This is a genomic window from Skermanella sp. TT6 (assembly GCF_016653635.2).
Taxonomy (GTDB): Bacteria; Pseudomonadota; Alphaproteobacteria; order Azospirillales; family Azospirillaceae; genus Skermanella; species Skermanella cutis.
This window is the reverse complement of sequence record NZ_CP067420.1, coordinates 5,641,500-5,662,332: the sequence shown is the minus strand read 5'-3', so window position 1 is coordinate 5,662,332 and position 20,833 is coordinate 5,641,500. Positions and strand designations below refer to the sequence as shown.

Genomic DNA, 20,833 nt, shown 5'->3' with positions numbered 1-20,833 from the left:
GGCCGGTCAGAGGCCTTCCAGGACGAACCGGCGCAGCTCCGGCGTGACTTCGGGCACCCGGCCGAACCAGGCCTCGAATCCCGGGCGGGCTTGGTGGAGCAGCATGCCCAGCCCGTCCACCACGGGATTGCCGCGCTCCATCGCCGCCTTCAGGAGCGGGGTATGGAGGGGGGTATAGACGATGTCGGTTACCAGCGCCGCCGGCGGAAGCCGGCCGAGATCCAGGTCGAGCGCCGGCTGGCCGCCCATGCCCTGGGTGGTCGTGTTGACGACCAGGGCGGCCCCGTCCAGGGCGAAGGCGCGTTCCTCCCATGGCAGCACCCGGACCGGGCCGCCCAGCTCCGCGGCCAGGGTCTCGGCGCGGTCGCGGGTGCGGTTCAGCAGGCGGATCTCCGGGGCTCCCGCGTCGGCCAGCGCCACCAGGATCGCGCGGGCGGCGCCGCCCGCGCCGAGCACCACGGCCGGGCCGGCGCCGGCCCGCCAGTCCGGCCGGTCGGCGCGCAGGTTCTCCATGAAGCCGAAACCGTCGGTGTTGCGGCCCTCGATCGTGCCGTCCTCCGCCACCACCAGCGTGTTCACGGCGCCGATGCGGCGGGCCACCGGATCGACCTGGTCGCAGGCCGCGATCACCGCCTCCTTGTGGGGCACGGTCACGTTGGCGCCGCGCAGGCCCAGGGCCGGCAGCGCGCGGACGGCCTCGGCGACGCGGCCGGGGGGAACCGCCAGGGGGATGTAAGCGCCGTCGATGCCGTAGCGGTCGAGCCACCAGCCATGGAGCCGGGGCGAGCGGGAATGGCCTACCGGCCAGCCCATCACGCCGGCCACCGCCGCCTTCGCTGTCAGGATCATGATGCCAGGATTCGCCTCTGTCTCAGATAATCCAGAACCGGCAGCAGGGGCATGCCGAGGATGGTGAAATAGTCACCCTCGATGCGGTTGAAGAGCTGGCTTCCCAGCCCCTCCAGCTGATAGGCGCCGACCGAAGTCAGCACGGCGTCGCCCATCGCGTCAAGATAGCGGTCGACGAAGGCGTCGCTGAAGTCGCGCATGGTGAGCGTGGCGACGTCCACGTGGTGCCACTGGCGCTGGCCGTTCATCAGGGCCACCACGCCCGACACCAGCCGGTGCTTGCGGCCGCGCAGCGCCTGCAGGTGGGCCCTGGCCTCCGCCCGGTCGGCCGGCTTGTCGAACCAGGCGCCGTCGCATTCCAGCATCTGGTCGGCCCCCAGCACCAGGACCCCGGGATAGCGCGACGATATGCGCTTGCCCTTCAGCTCGGCCAGCGCCTCCGCGACCTCCTCCGCCTTCAGGCCGGCGGCGCGGAAGCTGTGCTTGACCTCCTCCTCGTCCACCGCGGCGGCCTCGGCCACGACGGCGACCCCGGCGCGTTCCAGCATGGCCCGGCGGGCCCTGGAGGCGGAGGCGAGGACGACGGGCTGCTCGGACAGGATGGCAGGCTCTTCCGTCATGGCTTCTCGCTCTCCAGCGCGGCGCGGGCGGCGGGCGATCCGGTCTGGCGGCGGGCCAGCAGCATCATGATCTCGGCCGCGGTCTCCTCGATCGAGCGGCGGCTGACGTCGATCACCGCCCAGCCGTGGCGGCTGTACAGCCGGCGGGCCTCGGCGACCTCCTGACGGACCACCTCGGGATCCACATAGTCGGTGTCCTCGCCCTGGTTCAGCAGCCGCAGCCGGTTGCGGCGGATCTGGATCAGGCGGTCGGGGTCCTTGGTCAGGCCCACGATCAGCGGCCGCGTGACCTGGGACAGCTCGGGCGGCAGCGGGCAGCCGGGCACGAACGGCACGTTGGCCGCCTTGATCCCCCGGTTGGCGAGATAGATGCAGGTCGGCGTCTTGGAGGTGCGCGAGACGCCCATCAGGATCACGTCGGCCTCGTGCAGGTCCCAGGTGCTCTGGCCGTCGTCGTGGGCCAGCGCGAAATCCATCGCGTCCATCCGACCGAAATACTCGGCGTCCAGCATGTGCTGGCGACCCGGCTGGCTCTGGCTCTCCAGCCCGAGATAGGCCGCCAGCGCGTTGATCAGCGGGTCGAGCACGGGGATGCAGGGCACCTGGAGCTCGCGGCAGGTCTCCTGCAGGCGGCGGCGCAGCTTCTCGTCGACCAGGGTGAACATCACGAGGCCGGGATTATCCTTGATCCCCTCGATGACCATCTCGAGCTGCCGCGTCGTCCGGACCAGGTTCCAGAAATGCTCGATCGGCTGGACCTGGTCGAACTGGGCCACGCAGGCGCGCGCGACGCTGTTGATCGTCTCTCCCGTCGCGTCGGACACCAGATGCAGGTGGAACTGCTTCAGACTTGAGTTCATGCCAAGGGTCAGCCTGTGTATATCTCGATGATTACCGGGGATAAGTCGGCCTTTTTCCGGGACAATGCCTGATGGCGCCCCGTCGATGATCGTAATGCCCCGGAAAGCCGGTGACCTGCCCCCGCTGCGGATAAATACATGGGTCGCTGTGAGAGTCGTGGACAGCTCTCCATTCGGTGCATGTTATCCCCATGACTCCCAGAGTTGTTGAGTCTATAGCATTACCGATGGAATCGCTCAAACGATCCGGGAGAGGCCCACAAATCCCGGCCGACTTCCCACAGCCTGTGGATCATTATGGGGATGAAATGTAATCACCGGTTTCCACAGGGATCATCCACAGCCACCTTTCTTCTATAATAAGAATCAGGATAGAAGAGTGTCTTGGACCTGAATGGGGATAAGGCTTTCCGGGCCTTCCGCCCCGCCTTCTCTCGGAATGGAAGTTCGCACCTTGGAAAGCTCGCAGAAGTTGTTCATCCGCGCCTTGAACGGGGAGACCCTGGCAAGGCCTCCGTTCTGGCTGATGCGTCAGGCCGGGCGGTATCTTCCCGAGTACCGGGCGACGCGGGCGCAGGCGGGCAGCTTCCTGGACCTGTGCTTCGCGCCCGAGCTGGCGGTCGAGGTGACGTTGCAGCCGCTCCGCCGCTACGGCATGGACGCGGCGATCCTGTTCTCCGACATCCTGGTGGTGCCGCACGCGCTGGGCCAGAAGCTCGACTATGTGGAAGGCGAGGGGCCGCAGCTCGACCCGATCCGCGACGCCTCGGGGCTGGGCCGGCTCTCGGACGGGGATTTCCACGACCGGCTCGCCCCCGTCTACGAGACGGTGCGGCGGCTCTCGACCGCGATTCCGGAGACGACGGCGCTGATCGGGTTCGCCGGATCGCCCTGGACGGTCGCCTGCTACATGGTCGAGGGCGGCGGCTCGAAGGAATATGCCCACGTCAAGCGGTTCGCCTACGGGGATCCGCAGGGTTTCCAGGCCCTGATCGACCTTCTGGTGCGGACGACGGCGGACTATCTCTCGGCCCAGGTCCGGGCCGGGGCCGAGGCGGTCCAGGTGTTCGACAGCTGGGCCGGCGTGCTGCCGGCGCCGGAGTTCCGCAAATGGGTGATCGAGCCGACCCGCCGGCTGGTCGAGCTGCTGAACGCCCGGCATCCCGGCGTCCCGGTGATCGGGTTCCCGCGCGGCGCCGGCGCGATGTACCGGGAATATGCCGAGAAGACCGGCGTCACGGCGCTGGGGCTCGACACCACGGTGCCGCCGGAATGGGCGGCGTCCGAGCTTCAGCCGAAGCTGCCGGTGCAGGGCAACCTGGATCCGATCATGGTCGCGGCGGGCGGCGACGCCATGCGCGAGGCCGCGGCCGGCATCCTGCGCAGCCTGTCCGGCGGCCCGTTCGTCTTCAATCTGGGTCACGGCGTTGTCCAGACGACGCCGCCCGAGCATGTCGGACAGCTTGCCGCACTGGTCAAATCCTGGCCCGATCTAAGTCAGGGCTGATCGAAATCATGCCCGGCCCCATTGGGGACTGGACAAATCAACCGGATGCAACCAGCTTCACCACCATGCCGAACCAGAAAATCGCCGTCGTCCTGTTCAACCTGGGTGGGCCCGACAGCCCCGAAGCCGTCCGACCGTTCCTGTTCAACCTGTTCAACGATCCGGCCATCATCCGGATCCCGGGGTTGTTCCGGACGCCGCTCGCCCATCTGCTGGCCAAGCGGCGCGCCAAGCCGGCGGGCGAGATCTACGAGATCCTGGGCGGCAAGTCGCCCCTTCTGGAGAACACCCAGGCGCAGGCCCGCGCGATCGAATCGGCGCTGGCCGACATGGGCGAGGTCAAGGCCTTCATCGCGATGCGCTACTGGCACCCGATGAGCGACGAGACGGCCGACCAGGTGCGGCGGTTCGATCCCGACCGGGTCGTGCTGCTGCCGCTTTATCCCCAGTTTTCCACCACGACCACGGCCTCGTCCGAGAAGATGTGGTTCCAGGCGGCCAAGGCGGCCGGCCTCGACAAGCCGACGGTCACGGTGTGCTGCTACCCGACCGAGCCCGGCTTCATCAAGGCTGCCGCACGGCTGATCCGGAGCGGCGTGGCGGAGGCCGCGGCCCACGGCAAGCCGCGGGTGCTGTTCTCGTCCCACGGGCTGCCGAAGAAGGTGGTCAAGGGCGGCGATCCCTACCAGTGGCAGTGCGAGCGGACGGCCGAGGCGATCGTCCAGGAGCTGGACATGCCGGGCCTGGACTGGGTGAGCTGCTACCAGAGCCGGGTCGGCCCGCTGGAATGGATCGGCCCCTCGACCGATTCCGAGATCGAGAGGGCGGGTGCCGACAAGGTGCCGCTGGTGGTGGTCCCGATCGCCTTCGTGTCCGAGCATTCGGAGACGCTGGTCGAGATCGAGGTCGAGTACCGCGAGCTGGCCCACGAGAAGGGCGTTCCCCACTTCGTCCGGGTGCCGACCGTCGGGGTCGAGGACAGCTTCATCCAGGGCCTTGCCGGGCTGGTGCGCCGCGCGCTGGCCGGCGAGGTGGCGATGTGCTCCCAGGCGGGAGGGCGGATCTGCCCCGACGGCTTCCAGGGCTGTCCGCAGCGCGCCCGCCAGCAGACGAGCCGCCAGTCCCCCGTCGGCGGGCAGCAGGCCAAACGCCCCCTGGCGGCCGAGTGAGGGTCGAGGATTGCTCTACGATTGGGTGAAGGCGCTCCACGTCATCAGCATCATCGCGTGGATGGCGGGGCTGCTATACCTGCCCCGCCTGTTCGTCTACCACTGCGAGGCGCCGGCCGGATCGGCCACCTCTGAGACGCTGAAGGTGATGGAGCGCAGGCTGCTGCGCGCCATCATGAATCCGGCGATGATCGCCTCCTACGTGTTCGGCATCTGGCTCCTGGTGCTGAACCCGGGCTGGTTCGAGATGGGCTGGATCCACGCCAAGCTGGCATTCGTGGTCGGCCTGACCGCGATCCACATGATGATGGCGGGCTGGCGCCGGAAGTTCGCCGAGGACCGCAACCAGCGGCCCCAGCGCTTCTTCCGCATCATGAACGAGGTGCCGACCCTGCTGATGATCGGCATCGTCATCTTCGTGATCGTCAAGCCGTTCTGACGCGGGGCGTCGTCCGGACGGGCGCGGATGCCGACCCCGCTTTCCCGCCGCTACTCTCATCCCCGCCGCAGGATCCGCCGGGCCACGGCCTTCTCCGCCTCGACGATGAGGAAGGTGGCGAGGCCGAAGCCGGCGAGGATCAGCCAGTCGATGCCGGCGATCGCCGCGGTGCCGAACAGGTCCTGCATCAGCGGGACGTAGGTGAAGGCGAGCTGGAGCGCCAGGCACAGCGCGATGGAGATCAGCACCGGCCGGCTGCCGAGGATGCCCCGGACGGACAGCACCGGGTTCATGATCGCCCTTGCATTCCACAGGTAGAAGATCTCGCCGACCACCAGCGCGTTGACCGCGACGGTCCGGGCCTGCTCCAGCGGCGCGCCGGAGGATTGCAGCCACAGGAAGAGACCGAAGGCGGGGATGACCAGCAGGACCATGACGAAGACGATCCGCCAGATCATGTAGCCGGTCAGGATGCCCTCGCCCGGGCCGCGCGGCGGCCGGCGCATGATGTCGGGCTCGCTCGGCTCGAACGCCAGCGCCAGGCCCAGGGTCACCGCGCTGATCATGTTGACCCACAGGATCTGCACCGGGGTGATCGGAAGCACGGTCCCGGCCAGGATCGCCGCCAGGATGATCATCGCCTGCGCCGCGTTGGTCGGCAGCAGGAACAGGATGGTCTTGCGCAGGTTGTCGTAGACCGTCCGCCCCTCGGCCACCGCCCGGGCGATCGAGGCGAAGTTGTCGTCGGCCAGCACCATGGCGGCGGCCTCCTTCGCGGCCTCCGTCCCCTTGTTGCCCATGGCGATCCCGACGTCGGCCCGCTTGAGGGCCGGCGCGTCGTTCACGCCGTCCCCGGTCATCGCGATGGTGGCGCCGTCGGCCTGGAGCGCCTCGACCAGCCGCAGCTTGTGCTCGGGCGTGGTGCGGGCGAAGATGTCGGTGGTGCGCGCGGCCTCCAGCCACCCGCGCTCGTCCAGCCGGTCGAGGTCGCGTCCGGTGAGCACCGGGGCTCCGCCCAAGCCGAAGGCGGCGCCGATGGCTCCGGCGGTCACCGCATGGTCGCCGGTGATCATCTTGACCCGGACGCCGGCGCCGGCGCAGGCCTTGACCGCCTCGATCGCCTCCTCGCGCGGGGGATCGATCAGGCCGACCAGCCCCAGCAGCGTCAGGTCGCCCTCGACGTCGGGGAACTCCACGCTCCGCTGGTCGGGGGCGGCCTCCCGGACCGCGATTCCCAGCACCCGCTGGCCATGTTCCGCCATGGCCTCGATCCGGCGGTGCCATTCCGCGGCGTCGAGCGGCGCGTCGCCGTCGGGCCGGCGCTCCATGGACGCCATCTCGAGGATCCGTTCCGGCGCTCCCTTGACGTAGATCCGCGTGCCGCCGCCGCCGCGATGGAGGGTCGCCATGAACTTGTGGTCCGATTCGAAGGGGATCACGTCGATCCTGGGCCAGTCCCGGCCGGTCCGGGAGTGGTCGAGCCCGGCTTTCAACCCCAGAGTCACCAGCGCGCCGTCGGTCGGATCGCCCTCCAGGCGCCACTCCCCGTCCCGTTCCGACACCGAGGCGTCGTTGCACAGCAGCGACGCGCGCGCGATCTCCGCCAGGACGGGATCGGCGCCGGGGTCGGCGGGGGAACCGTCGGCCGCGCCGTCGGGCCTGAAGCCGCCGGACGGCTCGTAGCCGATGCCGTCCACGTCGTAGGCGGCGCAGGATGTCACGACCCGGCGGACCGTCAGCTCGTTCCGGGTCAGGGTGCCGGTCTTGTCCGAGCAGATGACGCTGACCGCGCCCAGCGTCTCCACCGCCGGCAGGCGCCGGATGATGGCGTTGCGCCGGGCCATGCGGGTGACCCCGATGGCCAGCGTGATGGTCATGACCGCCGGCAGCCCTTCCGGGATCGCCGCGACCGCCAGGCCGACCGCGGCCATGAACATGTCGTCCATGGCGAAACCCTGCAGCCAGACGCCGACCCCGAAGGCGAAGGCGGCCAGCGCCAGGATCCCGACGGTGAGAAGCCGGCCGAAGGCCGCCATCTGGGCCAGCAGCGGCGTCGTCAGGGTCTCGACCCCGGCGATCATGGTGCTGATCCGGCCGATCTCGGTGCGGTCGCCGGTGCCGACCACCAGCCCTGTCCCCTGTCCCATGGTCACCAGCGTGCCGGAGAAGGCCGCCGGGGCGCGGTCGCCCAGCGCCGCGTCCGCGGCCACCGGCTCGATCGACTTGGCGACCGGCACCGACTCGCCGGTCAGCGCCGATTCCTGGATCTGGAGGTTGCGGGCGGCGATCAGGCGCAGGTCCGCCGGCACCTTGTCGCCGGAGGCGATCTGGACCAGGTCGCCGGGCACCAGCTCCTCGGCGGGGATGGTCCGGCGCCGGCCGTCGCGGATCACGGCGGCGTTCGGCGACAGCATGTCGCGGATGGCGTCCAGCGCCTGTTCCGCCCTGCCCTCCTGGATGAAGCCGATCAGGGCGTTGATCACCACCACGCCGACGATCACCGCGGCGTCGACCAGCTCGCCCAGGGCGGCGCTCATGGCCGCCGCCGCCAGGAGAACATAGATCAGCACGTTGTTGAACTGGACCAGGAACCGCACCAGGGCGCTTCGCCGGGGAGGAGGCGTCAGACGGTTCGGCCCGTAGCGGCCCAGCCGGGCGGCGGCCTCCTCGGCGCTCAAGCCCTGCTCGCCCGTCCCCAGCCGGCGGAGCGCCTCGGGAGCGCCGACGGCGTGCCAGGCTTCCGGCACGCCGGAGGAGTCGGTTCCGTCCGGAGCCGGTGCCGGTTGCGGCCGCGACCGGGTATCGACGGTCATGATGTCCTCCATGTTCGTTGGCTGCGTGCCCGGGGCACGGTTGCTGTTCCCATGCCAGAGTTGGTTTCGGCAGGCGGGATCACGAGCGCAATCCTGCGTCATCGGGCATCCCAGCGACAACCCGCCGCAGTGGCCGTGGCGGGACCGGAGCGCCTATCCGCGGATATAGAGCTTCGGTACAGTTCCGGTTTCGTTTGACTTGTCAATCGGGTTCGTATAACCATATCTTCATCAGAAGGCCCAATCCCGAGAATCAAACGCATATTCTCAAGCGTCCCGCCCGGGGATGCTTCGACGGCCGATAGCCTCATCTCTGCCGCGCTGCCCAAGCAACTGCGCCCGGCATCCAACTGCCGCTCCCGTCCCCCACAGGCTCCCGATGAACCTCCAAGAGTTGAAATGTAAGACGCCTGCCGAGTTACTGGCGTTCGCCGAAGAATTACAGATCGAGAACGCCAGCACCTTGCGCAAGCAAGACATGATGTTCGCCATCCTGAAGCAGCTCGCCGACAACGAGGTGCCGATCTTCGGGGACGGCGTGCTGGAAATCCTCCAGGACGGCTTCGGATTCCTGCGCTCGCCGGAGTCCAACTACCTGCCCGGTCCCGACGACATCTATGTCAGCCCGAGCCAGGTGCGCCGCTTCGGCCTGCGCACCGGCGACACGGTCGAGGGGCAGATCCGGGCGCCCAAGGACGGCGAGCGCTATTTCGCGCTGCTCAAGGTCAACACGATCAATTTCGACAGCCCGGACAAGGTCCGCCACCGGATCAACTTCGACAACCTGACCCCGCTCTACCCGGAAGAGCGGCTGAACATGGAAATCGAGGATCCGACCAAGAAGAATTTCACCGGGCGGATCATCGACCTGGTCGCCCCCCTGGGCAAGGGCCAGCGCGCGCTGGTCGTGGCGCCGCCGCGCACCGGCAAGACGGTGATGCTCCAGAACATCGCCCACTCGATCGCCCAGAACCATCCCGAAGTCTACCTGATCGTCCTGCTGATCGACGAACGGCCGGAGGAAGTGACCGACATGGCGCGCAGCGTGCGCGGCGAAGTCGTCAGCTCCACCTTCGACGAGCCGGCGGCCCGGCACGTCCAGGTCGCCGAGATGGTGATCGAGAAGGCCAAGCGGCTGGTCGAGCACAAGCGCGACGTCGTGATCCTGCTGGACAGCATCACCCGCCTGGCGCGCGCCTACAACACGGTCGTCCCCAGCTCCGGCAAGGTGCTGACCGGCGGCGTCGACGCCAACGCCCTGCAGCGCCCGAAGCGCTTCTTCGGCGCCGCCCGCAACATCGAGGAAGGCGGCTCGCTGACCATCATCGCGACCGCGCTGATCGACACCGGGTCGCGCATGGACGAGGTGATCTTCGAGGAGTTCAAGGGTACCGGCAACTCCGAGATCATCCTGGACCGCAAGATCAGCGACAAGCGCACCTTCCCGGCGATCGACATCACCAAGTCGGGCACCCGGAAGGAAGAGCTGCTGGTCGACAAGGCGACAATCTCCAAGATGTGGGTCCTGCGCCGCATCCTGATGCCCATGGGCGTCACGGACTCGGTCGACTTCCTGCTGGACAAGCTGAAGCACACCAAGAGCAATTCCGAGTTCTTCGACTCGATGAACCAGTAATCCGCTTCCGGCGGACATGGAAAAGGCCTTTGCTTCCTCCTCGCGGAGAGAGGCAAAGGCCTTTTCCATTCCGTGTGGGAGGGGCGACGTCCTGCCGCCCACGGTGCGCGGGACGCGCACCCTCCCCGGAGAGGGTCGTCAGGCCGTCGTCTGCTGCTGCGGGGCGGTCTGTCGGCGGTAGAGGTCGGTGAAGTCGATCGGGTTGATCATCAGCGGCGGATAGCCGCCGTCGCGGGTCGCGTCGGCGACGATCGCCCGGGCGAACGGGAACAGCAGGCGCGGGCCCTCGATCAGCAGCACCGGGCGGATATGCTCGTCGGCGAGGCCCTGGAGGGTGAACAGGCCGGCATAGGACAGCTCGACCAGGAATGCGGTGTTCTCGCCGACCTTGGCCTCGCAGCGCATCTCCAGCACGACCTCGTAGAGGGTCTCGCCGACCTGCTGGCTGCGGACATCGACGCCGACCGAGACCTGGGGAGCCGGCTGGCCGGGCAGCAGGGTCTGCGGGGCGTTGGGGTTCTCGAACGAGAAGTCCTTGACGTACTGGGCGTTGATGACGATCGGCAGGGCGGTGGGGCGGCTCTGGCCGGCGCCGGACTGGTCGGTCATGGTGATCTCCTGGTGAGCGCGTGGAAATGGCGCATGCGCGGTTCGTATCGGTTCTGCGCGTCTGGTGCTGTGGCTAGCACGGAACCGCGGGGCACGGCAATGAACGGGTGCCGCCGGGTCACGGCCGGGAAGGCGCCTCGGCCGCAGCCCCGCGGGGGTCGAACTCCACGATGGCGCAGTTCGTCACCTCCTCCCCGGTCAGGGCGCGGATGAAGCCCCAGTGGCTGACGACGCCGACATGGCGCTCGTCCGTCATCCCGGCGGCGATGGCGCGGAACTCGGCCGCGCGCATCATGACGCCGTCCTCGTTCTCTTCCTGGTCGGGCCACCAGATCTCCGGCACATGGCCGAAGGACAGGTAGGGCCACTGCTTTTCCAGTTCGGAGCGGGGCGTCCCGATGTCGCACATGAAATGGGCGTGCTCGCCCAGGATGGGCTGGACCTCGATCGGCAGTTCCAGCACCTCGGCGATGATCGAGGCGGTCTGGAGAGCCCGCGTGTAGGGGCTCGCCAGCAGACGCCTGAGTCCCCGGTCGGACAGCTGGGCGGCGGCGGCCAGCGCCTGGGCGCGGCCCGTTTCGGTCAGGCCGGGATCGATCAGCCCGGGATCGACGCGCCGGACCGCGAAGGCGGCGTTGAACTCGGACTGTCCATGGCGGATCAGAAGCATGATGTGACGTTACCGGTTGTGGGGAGGGCGCCAGCGGCTGTCGGGCGGAGGGGTGTCGGGCGGGGGGCCGTCTGGTGGCGGAAGGTCGGCCCGATCCTCGGGACCGGGCGTGACGTCGGTGAATTCGCCCTCGATGACCCCCGGCGGCGGCCGGTTCGGCCTGCGGGAGAAGGGATCCCTGGGGTCCACCTCCATCCCGTCGACGAACACGCGCATGTCGCCGCGCCTGGAAAGCAGGGCGACCAGGCGGTGGCGAAGAAAACGCCGGAAGGCCGGGATGAAAAGCAGGGCGCCGAGCGTATCCGTCACGAAGCCCGGCGTCAGCAGGAGAACTCCGGCGGCGACCAGGCAGAACCCGTCGAACACCTCGGCGACCGGCAATTCGTTGCGGGCAAGGCTCTCCTGCGCACGCCGGGCCACGGCGAAGCCCTGCACGCGCAGGAGCGCCGCCCCGGCGAAAGCCGTCAGGAGGATCAAGGCAAGGGTCGGCCACAAGCCGATCAAGCCGCCCACCTGAATGAACACGGCTATCTCGATGATCGGAAGGATGATGAATGCGAGTAGGATGTACATGCGTGTCCTTGCTCTTTCCCCGGTAACGGCCTATCTACGAAAAGAGGCGTTTGTCGAAACCGGTACGGGGATTACCGGTACGGGGATTCGGCTGACACCGTACACATACGCTCTTCACGCGGTACAGTTAATACGCGCCCGGCTGACGGTCTAGGGCGAACCGACCAGGACATGTTCAATGGGCGAGGGGTTTTATTTCATCGATATCCTGATATTCGCCATGATCGCAGCCTTTCTCGTGTATCGGCTGCGCGGCGTTTTGGGCCGGCGTCACGGTGAGGAGCGCCAGCGACCCAACCCGTATTCTCCGCGGCCCGGCCAGGAGAGTGGAGACAACGTCGTGACGCTGCCGGATCGCGGGCGCATGCCCGTGGACCTTCCGCCGCCGTCGCCCGACGAGCCCTACTCCCTCGCGGCCGGCATCGCGCAGATCCAGGCCAACGATCCGACCTTCGACGAGAAGACTTTCGTCCAGGGCGCCCGCGCCGCGTTCGAGATGGTCGTGACCGCCTTCGCGCAGGGCGACACGCCGACCCTCCGGCCGCTGCTGAGCGACGATGTCTACGACAACTTCGCCGCCGCGATCCGCAACCGGCAGGCCGCCGGCGAGACCCTGGAGACCCAGGTGATCGGCATCCGCGACTCGGACGTGACCGAGGCCCGCATGGAAGGCCGGACAGCCTTCGTGACGGTCAAGTTCGTCAGCGACCAGATCAACATCACGCGCGACAAGGCGGGCGAGGTGGTCGACGGCGATCCCGAGCAGCCGCTGGAGGTCGTGGACATCTGGACATTCGCGCGCAACACCCGGTCGCGGAACCCGAACTGGACCCTGATCGAGACCCGCGTCCCGAACTGAGCAGTCCGAACCGAACAGGCTGGCAACGGGTCCGATTGGGTACATGCTCTCCCGTTTCATGAAGACCGGCCGTGCGGCCGGACCGATCCGCCGGACCGGCACCGCGCTCGCCGCGGTGCCGGCCGTCTTGCTGACGTTCTTCCTGGCGGCCTGCGCGCCGGAGGCGCCGAAGGAAGCGGAGGTCGTTCCGCCGAAGCTGACGCTGACCCCGGCGCGGTTCGAGGACCTGCCGGGCTGGCAGGCCGACGGCCAAGCCGACGCGCTCGACGCCTTCGCCCGGTCGTGCGGCAAGCTGGTGGTCCAGCCCCACGACCGGCAGCTGGGCGCCGCGGGAAGGATCGCCGACTGGATCGCCCCCTGCGAGGCGCTGGCGCGGGTGCCGCGCGGCGACCATGCCGCCGCCCGGGCCTTCTTCGAGACCTGGTTCCTGCCCTACGCCGTAGCCGACAACGACAAGCCCGAGGGTCTGTTCACCGGCTATTACGAGGCCGAGCTGCGCGGCTCCGCCCTGCCCGGCGGCCGCTACTCGGTGCCGCTCTACCGCAAGCCCGCCGACCTGGTGATGGTCGACCTGGGCGAGTTCCGCGACGCCATGAAGGGCGAACGGATCGCCGGGCGCGTCGTCGACGGGCGGCTGCGCCCCTACGAGGACCGCGCGAAGATCGAGGGCGGCGCCCTGAAGGGCCGCGGCCTTGAAATGGTCTGGGTCGACGATCCCGTGGATGCCTTCTTCCTGCACATCCAGGGTTCCGGCCGGGTGGTGATGGAGGACGGCAGCACCGTCCGCGTCGGCTATGACGGGCAGAACGGGCATCCCTATGTCGCGATCGGCCGCGAGCTGATCGCCCGGGGTGCCCTGACCCGCGAGACCGTGTCGATGCAGTCGATCCGGGAGTGGCTGGAGGCCCACCCGGACGAGGCCGCCGACCTGATGAACCGCAATCCCTCCTTCGTCTTCTTCCGGCCGCTCTCCGGCGAGGGTCCCGTGGGCGCCCAGGGCGTCGCGCTGACCCCGGGCCGCAGCCTGGCGGTCGACCGGTCCTTCGTGCCCTACGGCGTGCCGGTCTGGCTGGACGCCCAGGATCCGCTCGATGCCGGCGCGCGGGTCCGCCGGCTGATGGTGGCGCAGGACACCGGCGGTGCCATCCGGGGCGTCGTGCGCGGCGACGTGTTCTGGGGCCATGGCCCCGAAGCCGAGTTGAGGGCCGGCAAGATGCGGAGCCCCGGCCGCTACCATCTGCTGATCCCGCGCGCGGCGGCGCCGGTCGGCTGATGCGCCGGTCCGATGGCGGTTGCCTCACCTGGTAATACCAACTAATTACACGGCACACGATACCGGGACGGCCTGGACTTCCAGGGCCGGAGGACGGAGCCGCAGGGACGGAAACAATGGACAGCGCGATGAAGACGCCCCGGGTGGGGCTTTTTGTGACTTGCCTGGTCGACCTGTTCCGGCCGACCGTTGGTTTCGCGGCGGTCAGGCTGCTGGAGGACGCGGGATGCTCGGTGGAAGTCCCCGCGTCCCAGACCTGCTGCGGGCAGCCGGCCTACAATTCGGGCGCCCGGACGGACACCAAGGAGATCGCCCGCGGCGTGATCGAGGCGTTCGAGGGCTTCGACTATGTGGTCGCCCCCAGCGGATCGTGCGCGGGCATGATCAAGGAGCATTACGGCGAGCTGTTCTCGGACGAGCCGGACTGGGCCCAGCGCGCCGCCCACCTGAAGCACCGGACCTACGAGCTGGTCTCCTTCCTGGTGGACGTCATGGGCCTGGACGGGGTCGCGGCCCGCTACGACGGCACCATCACCTATCATGACAGCTGCTCCGGCCTGCGCGAGCTGGGGGTCAAGCAGCAGCCGCGCGCGCTGCTTCGGTCGGTCGAGGGGCTGACGCTGGCGGAACTGCCGGGAGCGGAGGTCTGTTGCGGATTCGGCGGCACCTTCTGCATCAAGTACCCGGAGATTTCCAACAAGATGGTCGGCGAGAAGATCGCCGACATCCAGCGGACCGGGGCGGACACGCTGCTCGCCGGCGACATGGGCTGCCTGCTGAACATGGCGGGCAAGCTGAAGCGCGAGGGCGCCGCGGTGAAGGTGCGGCACGTCGCCGAAGTGCTTGCCGGGATGGCCGACGAAACGCCGCCGATCGGCGACACCCGCGCCCGCTGATTTGCGGTATATGATTGGCCCGGGATCGGAGAATTCCGGTCGAGTGTTGAGGAAAGCCTGAGATGCAGAGCACGAGTCACGCCTTCAAGGAGAATGCCCACGGCGCGCTGGCGGACGAACGCCTCCAGAAGGCGCTGGGCAAGATGAAGGTCGGGTTCCAGGACAAGCGGACGCGGGCGGTCGCCCGCCTGCCGGAGTTCGACCGGCTGCGCGACCAGGCGCGGGACATCAAGAACCATGTGCTCGACCATCTCGACCTCTATCTCGAACGGTTCGAGGACAAAGTCACGGCCAACGGCGGCCAGGTCCACTGGTGCCGCACGCCCGGCGAGGCGCGCGACGCGATCCTGCGGATCTGCCGGTCGGTCGACGCCAAGGTCGTGACCAAGGGCAAGTCGATGATCGCGGAGGAGATCGAGCTCAACGACCATCTGGAGAAGAACGGCCTGGAGCCGGTCGAGACCGACCTGGGCGAGTACATCATCCAGCTCCGCAAGGAAGCGCCCAGCCACATCATCGCGCCGGCCGTCCACCTCAACAAGGAGGACGTGGCCGCCACCTTCATGAAGACCCACACGGCCCTGGACCCGAAGCGTTCGCTGGAGGAGCCGCGGGCGCTGGTCAACGAGGCGCGCCAGATGCTGCGCCAGAAGTTCCTGGCCGCCGACGTGGGCATCACCGGGGCCAACTTCCTGATCGCCGAGACCGGCTCCACGGTGATCGTGACGAACGAGGGCAACGGCGACCTGACCCAGACCCTGCCCAAGGTCCATATCGTGCTGGCCAGCCTGGAAAAGGTCGTCCCGACGCTGGAGGACGCCTCGACCATCCTGCGCGTCCTGGCCCGTTCGGCGACGGGCCAGGAGTTCTCCTCCTACACGACCTTCTCGACCGGGCCGCGGCGGCCGGAGGACCTGGACGGGCCGGAGCAGTTCCACGTGGTGCTGCTGGACAACGGCCGCACCGGCATGCTGGGCACCGAGTTCCAGGACATGCTCCGCTGCATCCGGTGCGGCGCCTGCATGAACCACTGCCCCGTCTACGGCGCCGTGGGGGGCCACGCCTATGGCTGGGTCTATCCCGGGCCGATGGGGTCGGTCCTGACGCCCAGCCTGATCGGCGTCCAGGAGGCGGGGCATCTGCCGAACGCCTCGACCTTCTGCGGCAAATGCGAGAGCGTCTGTCCCATGCGCATCCCCCTGCCCCGCATGATGCGGCACTGGCGGGAGCGCGAGTACCGGAACAAGATGGCGCCCCAGGCCTACCGGTACGGGCTGGGCCTGTGGGCCTGGTTCGCCAAGCGGCCCAAGCTGTACCGCATGGGCGCCAACATGATGACCGGGGTGCTGGGCCTGCTCGGCCGCCGCAAGGGCCGCTTCCGCTCGCTGCCGCTGGCCGGGGGCTGGACCGACTGGCGCGACATGCCGGCGCCCGAAGGAAAGACCTTCCAGCAGCTCTGGGCGCAGCGCCAGGCCGGCCAGGGCGGGAATTCCGGCAGGAAGGCGGCCTGAGCCATGTCCGAAGCGCGCACCCAGATCCTGACCAGCATCCGCCGTTCGCTGAAGCGCGACGCCGCCAGCCCCGAGATGGTCTCCGCCGTGGACGACCGGCTGAAGGAGCACCGGCGCAACCTGGTGCCGGACCGCGCCGACCTGTCGGCATCGGACAAGGTGGACCTGTTCGTTTCCATGGTGACCGAGGTGGCGGCCACGGTGGACCGCCTGCCGAACCTGTCGCGGGTTCCCCATGCGGTGGCGGATTACCTGGCGAGCCAGAACCTGCCGGCCGAGGTGAAGGTCGCCCCCGACCCGCGGCTCGACGGCATCCCGTGGAACAAGAGGCCGACGCTGACGGTGGAACGGGGACGGGCGGTGGACCGCGACCTCACCAGCGTGACCGGCGCCTTCGCCGGCATCGCGGAGACCGGCACCCTCATGATGCTGTCGGGTCCCGAGCATCCGACCACGCTGAACATGATGCCGGACACCCACATCGTCGTGCTGCGGGCCGACCAGATCGTCGGTAGCTACGAGGACGGCTGGGACGCCGTCCGCCGGCGCGGCCCGGACATGCCGCGGACCGTCAACCTCATCACCGGCCCGTCCCGCACCGGCGACATCGAGCAGACGATCCAGCTCGGCGCGCACGGTCCGCGGCGCCTCCACATCCTGCTGATCGACGGCGCGGGCGTCTGAGGACGCGGGCGGCGGGTGACGTGGTGACCAGATGAACAGAATGCCTCCACGCCGCCGCCGTACCGTGACGTCCGACGAGCACAGCCTCTGGCGCATGGCGATGCGCGACACCGATCCCCTGCCCGGCCGCGCCTTGCCCGATGCGCCGGCATCCTCTCCGGCGGCGGGCGCCTTGCCGGTGGAGGTGGCCGGCCTGCCCGTGGCCGACGGCTCGGCGGGGCGCGGTGCCGGCCTTCCGGTTTCCGGCCACCGCAACCGGCTTCCCGCCCTGGACCCGGCATCGCCGCCGGGGCTCGACCGCCGGACCGACGACCGGATGCGCCGCGGGCGGCTCGGCATCGACGGCCGGATCGATCTCCACGGCATGACCCAGTCCCAGGCCCACGCGGCGCTCAACTCCTTCATCCTGCGCGGCTGGCACGAACAGCGCCGGATGGTCCTGGTCATCACGGGAAAGGGATCGGCCGGAAAAGGGTCAGGGGGCCAAGGGGCCGGCATCCTTCGCCAAGTCGTCCCGCGCTGGCTGAACGAGTCGCCGCTGCGACCGCTGGTGCTCGCAATCCAGCGCGCCCAGCCGAAGGACGGCGGCGACGGCGCGCTCTATGTCCTGCTGAAACGGCGGCGTTGATCCGTGACCCCCTTCGGTGCCCATATCCGTGAACTGCGCGCCCGGCGCGGCGTCACCCTGAAGCAGATGGCCGACGAGCTGGAAGTGTCGTCGGCGTACCTCTCCGCCCTGGAGCATGGCAAGCGCGGGCAGCCCTCCATCATGCTGGTGCGGCAGATCTGCGCCTATTTCCAGATCTTCTGGGACGAGGCGGAGGCGCTGGAGCGCTTGGCGGAGATGAGCCACCCGCGCATCGTGGTCGATACGTCCGGGCTGACGCCGAAGGCGACGCTGGTGGCGAACCTTCTGGCGGAGCGTATCCGGTCGCTCGACGAGGCGACGATCGACCGGCTTCTGGAAGTGCTGAATCGGTAGGTTTCCGTTCGGAACGCTGCTCCGGAAGCATCGGGCATCCGGGCCGGCACCAATGGCATGATCACCGTGTTGAGTCGGGTGACGAGGGAGGCAGCGATGATCCGTTCCATAACCATGCTGGCGCTGGCGGCGGCCGTGCTGGGAGGGTGCGCCAATCCGCGGACGGAGGCGGCGGCCCGGGCGAACACGGCGCTGGTCGGAATGCCGAAGGAGCTGCTTTACTCCTGCGCCGGAGTCCCCGACCGGACGCAGCAGGTCGGGGACTCCGAGTTGTTGACCTTCGTACGGGGCATGACCTACACGCAGGTCGAGACCGACTATGACGATGTCGCGATCGGCGGACGGCGCTTCATCCGCCCGCGCACGTCGGTCCACCGCCAGAACTTCATGTGCGAGGCGACCTTCACCGTGCGGGACGGCATCGTCGAACGCCTGGACTATAACCAGGGCCGCGACCTGGAATCCTGCGGCACCATCGTGGAGACCTGCATGGCGGTGATCCCGGCACCGCGCTGACCGCCGGGACCACCGTGTTTCACGTGAAACGTCACGGCAGCAGGAGCGACGACCCCTTGGTGGCGCGGGCATGCAGGGCCCGGTGGGCTTCCGCCGCATCGCGGAGCGGGAAGGTCTGGCGGACCTCGATCTTCACGTCGCCGCTGTGGACCACGTCGAACAGGTCGGCAGCGCAGGTCATCAGGTCCTCGCGCTTCGTCGTGTAGGAGAACAGCGTCGGCCGGGTCACGTAGAGCGAGCCCTTGGCCGCCAGGATGCCGAGATCGACCGGCGGCACTGCTCCCGACGACTGGCCGAACAGGACCATCAGGCCGCGCAGGCGCAGGCAGTCCAGGCTGTTCATGAAGGTGTCCTTCCCGACCGAGTCATAGACCACCGGCACGCCGGCCCCGCCGGTGATCTCCTTCACCCGCTCCACGAAGTTCTCGCGGCTGTAGACGATCGGGTGCGTGCAGCCGTTCTCCCGAGCCAGTTCCGCCTTCTCGTCCGACCCGACGGTGCCGATCACGGTGGCGCCCAGCTTGCGGGCCCACTGGCAGAGGATCAGGCCGACGCCGCCGGCCGCGGCATGGACCAGGATGGTCTCGCCCGGCTGGACCGCGTAGCAGGACCGCAGCAGGAACTGGGCGGTCATGCCCTGGAGCATCATCGCCGCGGCCTGTTTGTCGTCGATCCAGCTCGGCAGCGGGACCAGCTTGTCGGCCGGCATCAGGCGAACTTCGGCGTAGGCTCCGATCGGTCCGCCCGCATAGGCGACGCGGTCGCCGGGGCTGAAGCTGGTGACCCCTTCGCCGACCGACTCCACCACGCCGGCTCCCTCCATCCCGGGGATGCAGGGCAGGTCGGGGACGGGGTAGAGGCCGCTGCGATGGTAGGTATCGATGAAGTTGAGCCCGATCGCCGACTGGCGGATCTTCACCTGCCCAGGTTCGGGGTTGCCGACATCGACCTCTTCCCATTTCAGGACCTCGGGTCCGCCGGCCTGATGGAAGCGGATGGCGTGAACCATGGTTTCGGACTCCCTCTCGTTCTTGTCTTGCCGCTGTTGGACGTATGGGGCCGGTTCAGGCCGTCAGGTGCTCTTTCAGGAAAGCGGCGGTCCGCTGGTTCGCCAAGTCGGCGGCCTGCTTGTCGTAATGGGCGCCGCCCACGCGGGCGAAGGCATGGTCGCAGCCGGGATAAGTGTGGACGGTGACGCAGGAGATCTTCGACAGGGCGTCGCGGATCTGTTGCTGGGCCGGCGGCGGGACGAACTGGTCCTTCTCCGCGATGTGCGCGAGATAGGGCCTGGTGATGGCGCTCGCCTCGTCGAGGTTCTTCTCGATCCCGACGCCATAGTAGGAGACCGAGCAGTCGGCGTTGGACCGGGTCGCCATCAGGTAGGCGAGCTTGCCGCCCAGGCAGTATCCCAGCGTGCCGACCAGGCCGTTGCAGCCCTCGGTCTCGCGCAGGACGCCCAGGGCCGCGATCAGGTCGTCCACACCCTTGACCTCGCTGAAGCCCTTGTAGAGTTCGAAGGCCTTGGCCCACTCCTCGTCGGTCTTGTCGGTGATCTGGATGCCGGGCTCCTGGCGCCAGAACAGGTCGGGGCAAAGGGCGAGATAGCCCTGCGAGGCCAGGTCGTCGCAGATCTCCCGCATCACCTGGTTGACGCCGAAGATCTCCTGGATCACGACGATGCCGGGTCCGGTGCCCCCCGCGGGCTTCGCAAGGTATCCGGTAAAGGTGCCGCCGTCGGCCGCGTTGATCGTAACGTCGGTCATTCCACCCTTCTCTTTCTTGGACTGTGCCGTGGATTGTGGGTTCCAGCCCGGGGTATGACCTCGGGCGGTGATGGCGACGACACGATATAGGCGCGGCGGCGCCTTGTCACGATACCGGTGTACTCAGGTCGGGGCGGGTCACGAGACGGGGGCGTGCACCAGAAGCGTTTCGTGGTTCAGCAGCCAGTCCTTGGTGGTCAGCCCGCCGAAGCCTGAATAACCCCCCTTCCCCGCCCCGCCGACGACCCGGTGGCAGGGGATCACGATCGGCAGGGGATTGCGGCCGCAGGCTCCGCCGATGGCGCGCGGGGCGGAGTCGAGCCGGCGGGCGAGGTCGCCGTAGGTCGCAGTCCCGCCGCACGGGATCTCCAGCATCGCCGCCCAGACCCGCTGCTGGAACAACGTGCCGTGCGGGCGCATGGGCAGGTCGAACACCGTGCGCTGCCCATCGAAATACTGCCGGAGCTGCCGGGCCGCCTCGTCCAGGACGGCGTCGCGGTCGGCGGCGGTCTCGCCCGTGTCCCAGTCCAGCGCGGTCAGCGCGCCGTCCAGGCTGGTGAGGTTCAGGCGTCCCAGCGGGCTTTCGATGGTCAGGCGTCCCATG

General features: G+C 68.6%; 22 protein-coding genes. 12 read left to right on the top strand and 10 right to left on the bottom strand.

The window, feature by feature from the left end:
* Window positions 1–6: 6 nt before the first annotated feature.
* From IGS68_RS26360 to IGS68_RS26350, 3 genes are read right to left on the bottom strand one after another with little or no spacing between them, the layout of a single operon-like run.
* Entirely contained in the window at window positions 7–846 is an 840-nt protein-coding gene (locus IGS68_RS26360; protein WP_201081694.1) for a shikimate dehydrogenase, read from the bottom strand.
* Entirely contained in the window at window positions 846–1,469 is a 624-nt protein-coding gene (locus tag IGS68_RS26355; protein WP_201075702.1) for a Maf family protein, read from the bottom strand. The genes IGS68_RS26360 and IGS68_RS26355 overlap by 1 nt, the downstream gene beginning before the upstream one ends.
* Window positions 1,466–2,317: a pyruvate, water dikinase regulatory protein gene (locus IGS68_RS26350; protein WP_201081693.1), complete on the bottom strand. Its 852-nt coding sequence runs from the start codon at window positions 2,315–2,317 to the stop codon at window positions 1,466–1,468. Before IGS68_RS26350 ends, IGS68_RS26355 begins: the two co-directional genes overlap by 4 nt.
* 451 nt (window positions 2,318–2,768) lie before the next feature.
* Here IGS68_RS26350 and hemE point away from each other — a divergent pair, with 451 nt between their 5' ends.
* The 3 genes from hemE (at window position 2,769) to hemJ (ending at window position 5,444) form a co-directional block, all read left to right on the top strand.
* A complete protein-coding gene (gene hemE / locus IGS68_RS26345) occupies window positions 2,769–3,836 on the top strand; it encodes a uroporphyrinogen decarboxylase (RefSeq protein ID WP_201075701.1) in 1,068 nt (355 codons plus the stop codon).
* Window positions 3,837–3,901: 65 nt separating this feature from the next.
* On the top strand, window positions 3,902–5,005 hold the full coding sequence (hemH, locus tag IGS68_RS26340; RefSeq protein ID WP_201075700.1) for a ferrochelatase: 1,104 nt from the start codon (window positions 3,902–3,904) through the stop codon (window positions 5,003–5,005).
* Between the two features lie 10 nt (window positions 5,006–5,015).
* Entirely contained in the window at window positions 5,016–5,444 is a 429-nt protein-coding gene (hemJ, locus tag IGS68_RS26335; RefSeq protein ID WP_201075699.1) for a protoporphyrinogen oxidase HemJ, read from the top strand.
* Window positions 5,445–5,500: 56 nt separating this feature from the next.
* On the opposite strand, the gene IGS68_RS26330 is transcribed toward hemJ, so the two are convergent.
* Complete coding sequence (locus tag IGS68_RS26330) at window positions 5,501–8,257, bottom strand: cation-transporting P-type ATPase (protein ID WP_201075698.1); 2,757 nt, start codon at window positions 8,255–8,257, stop codon at window positions 5,501–5,503.
* A 379-nt stretch (window positions 8,258–8,636) separates the two neighbouring features.
* On the opposite strand from IGS68_RS26330, the gene rho reads away from it, so the two are divergent.
* Entirely contained in the window at window positions 8,637–9,893 is a 1,257-nt protein-coding gene (rho, locus tag IGS68_RS26325) for a transcription termination factor Rho (RefSeq protein WP_201075697.1), read from the top strand.
* A gap of 138 nt (window positions 9,894–10,031) precedes the next feature.
* Here the strand turns inward: rho and secB are convergent, their stop codons facing one another.
* The 3 genes from secB to IGS68_RS26310 all read right to left on the bottom strand — a co-directional run bounded on the left by secB (window position 10,032) and on the right by IGS68_RS26310 (window position 11,745).
* Window positions 10,032–10,502 carry a protein-export chaperone SecB gene (secB, locus tag IGS68_RS26320; RefSeq protein ID WP_201075696.1) on the bottom strand — a complete coding sequence of 157 codons (471 nt, stop codon included), beginning with the start codon at window positions 10,500–10,502 and terminating at the stop codon, window positions 10,032–10,034.
* Window positions 10,503–10,620: 118 nt separating this feature from the next.
* Window positions 10,621–11,172 carry a histidine phosphatase family protein gene (locus tag IGS68_RS26315; RefSeq protein ID WP_201075695.1) on the bottom strand — a complete coding sequence of 184 codons (552 nt, stop codon included), beginning with the start codon at window positions 11,170–11,172 and terminating at the stop codon, window positions 10,621–10,623.
* A gap of 9 nt (window positions 11,173–11,181) precedes the next feature.
* Window positions 11,182–11,745 (bottom strand): FxsA family protein, encoded by a 564-nt coding sequence (locus tag IGS68_RS26310; protein ID WP_201075693.1) that lies wholly within the window; start codon window positions 11,743–11,745, stop codon window positions 11,182–11,184.
* 178 nt (window positions 11,746–11,923) lie between these two features.
* Here IGS68_RS26310 and IGS68_RS26305 point away from each other — a divergent pair, with 178 nt between their 5' ends.
* The 8 genes from IGS68_RS26305 (at window position 11,924) to IGS68_RS26270 (ending at window position 18,466) form a co-directional block, all read left to right on the top strand.
* Complete coding sequence (locus tag IGS68_RS26305; RefSeq protein WP_201075691.1) at window positions 11,924–12,604, top strand: Tim44/TimA family putative adaptor protein; 681 nt, start codon at window positions 11,924–11,926, stop codon at window positions 12,602–12,604.
* A gap of 43 nt (window positions 12,605–12,647) precedes the next feature.
* Entirely contained in the window at window positions 12,648–13,877 is a 1,230-nt protein-coding gene (gene mltA, locus IGS68_RS26300; protein ID WP_201075689.1) for a murein transglycosylase A, read from the top strand.
* Between the two features lie 116 nt (window positions 13,878–13,993).
* Window positions 13,994–14,773 (top strand): (Fe-S)-binding protein, encoded by a 780-nt coding sequence (locus IGS68_RS26295; RefSeq protein WP_247881094.1) that lies wholly within the window; start codon window positions 13,994–13,996, stop codon window positions 14,771–14,773.
* Window positions 14,774–14,835: 62 nt separating this feature from the next.
* Window positions 14,836–16,284, top strand: a complete 1,449-nt coding sequence (locus IGS68_RS26290) for a LutB/LldF family L-lactate oxidation iron-sulfur protein (protein ID WP_201075687.1) — start codon at window positions 14,836–14,838, stop codon at window positions 16,282–16,284.
* A 3-nt stretch (window positions 16,285–16,287) separates the two neighbouring features.
* Window positions 16,288–16,968 carry a LutC/YkgG family protein gene (locus IGS68_RS26285; RefSeq protein ID WP_201075685.1) on the top strand — a complete coding sequence of 227 codons (681 nt, stop codon included), beginning with the start codon at window positions 16,288–16,290 and terminating at the stop codon, window positions 16,966–16,968.
* A gap of 40 nt (window positions 16,969–17,008) precedes the next feature.
* Window positions 17,009–17,596 (top strand): Smr/MutS family protein, encoded by a 588-nt coding sequence (locus IGS68_RS26280; RefSeq protein WP_247881093.1) that lies wholly within the window; start codon window positions 17,009–17,011, stop codon window positions 17,594–17,596.
* Window positions 17,597–17,599: 3 nt separating this feature from the next.
* Complete coding sequence (locus tag IGS68_RS26275) at window positions 17,600–17,950, top strand: helix-turn-helix domain-containing protein (RefSeq protein ID WP_201075681.1); 351 nt, start codon at window positions 17,600–17,602, stop codon at window positions 17,948–17,950.
* A 96-nt stretch (window positions 17,951–18,046) separates the two neighbouring features.
* Window positions 18,047–18,466: a hypothetical protein gene (locus IGS68_RS26270; protein ID WP_201075679.1), complete on the top strand. Its 420-nt coding sequence runs from the start codon at window positions 18,047–18,049 to the stop codon at window positions 18,464–18,466.
* 31 nt (window positions 18,467–18,497) lie between these two features.
* Here the strand turns inward: IGS68_RS26270 and IGS68_RS26265 are convergent, their stop codons facing one another.
* From IGS68_RS26265 to IGS68_RS26255, 3 genes are all read right to left on the bottom strand, one after another.
* Window positions 18,498–19,475, bottom strand: a complete 978-nt coding sequence (locus IGS68_RS26265; protein ID WP_201075677.1) for a quinone oxidoreductase family protein — start codon at window positions 19,473–19,475, stop codon at window positions 18,498–18,500.
* Between the two features lie 55 nt (window positions 19,476–19,530).
* Window positions 19,531–20,229 carry a dienelactone hydrolase family protein gene (locus IGS68_RS26260; protein ID WP_201075675.1) on the bottom strand — a complete coding sequence of 233 codons (699 nt, stop codon included), beginning with the start codon at window positions 20,227–20,229 and terminating at the stop codon, window positions 19,531–19,533.
* Between the two features lie 138 nt (window positions 20,230–20,367).
* Entirely contained in the window at window positions 20,368–20,832 is a 465-nt protein-coding gene (locus IGS68_RS26255) for a methylated-DNA--[protein]-cysteine S-methyltransferase (protein ID WP_201075673.1), read from the bottom strand.
* Window position 20,833 lies beyond the last annotated feature (1 nt).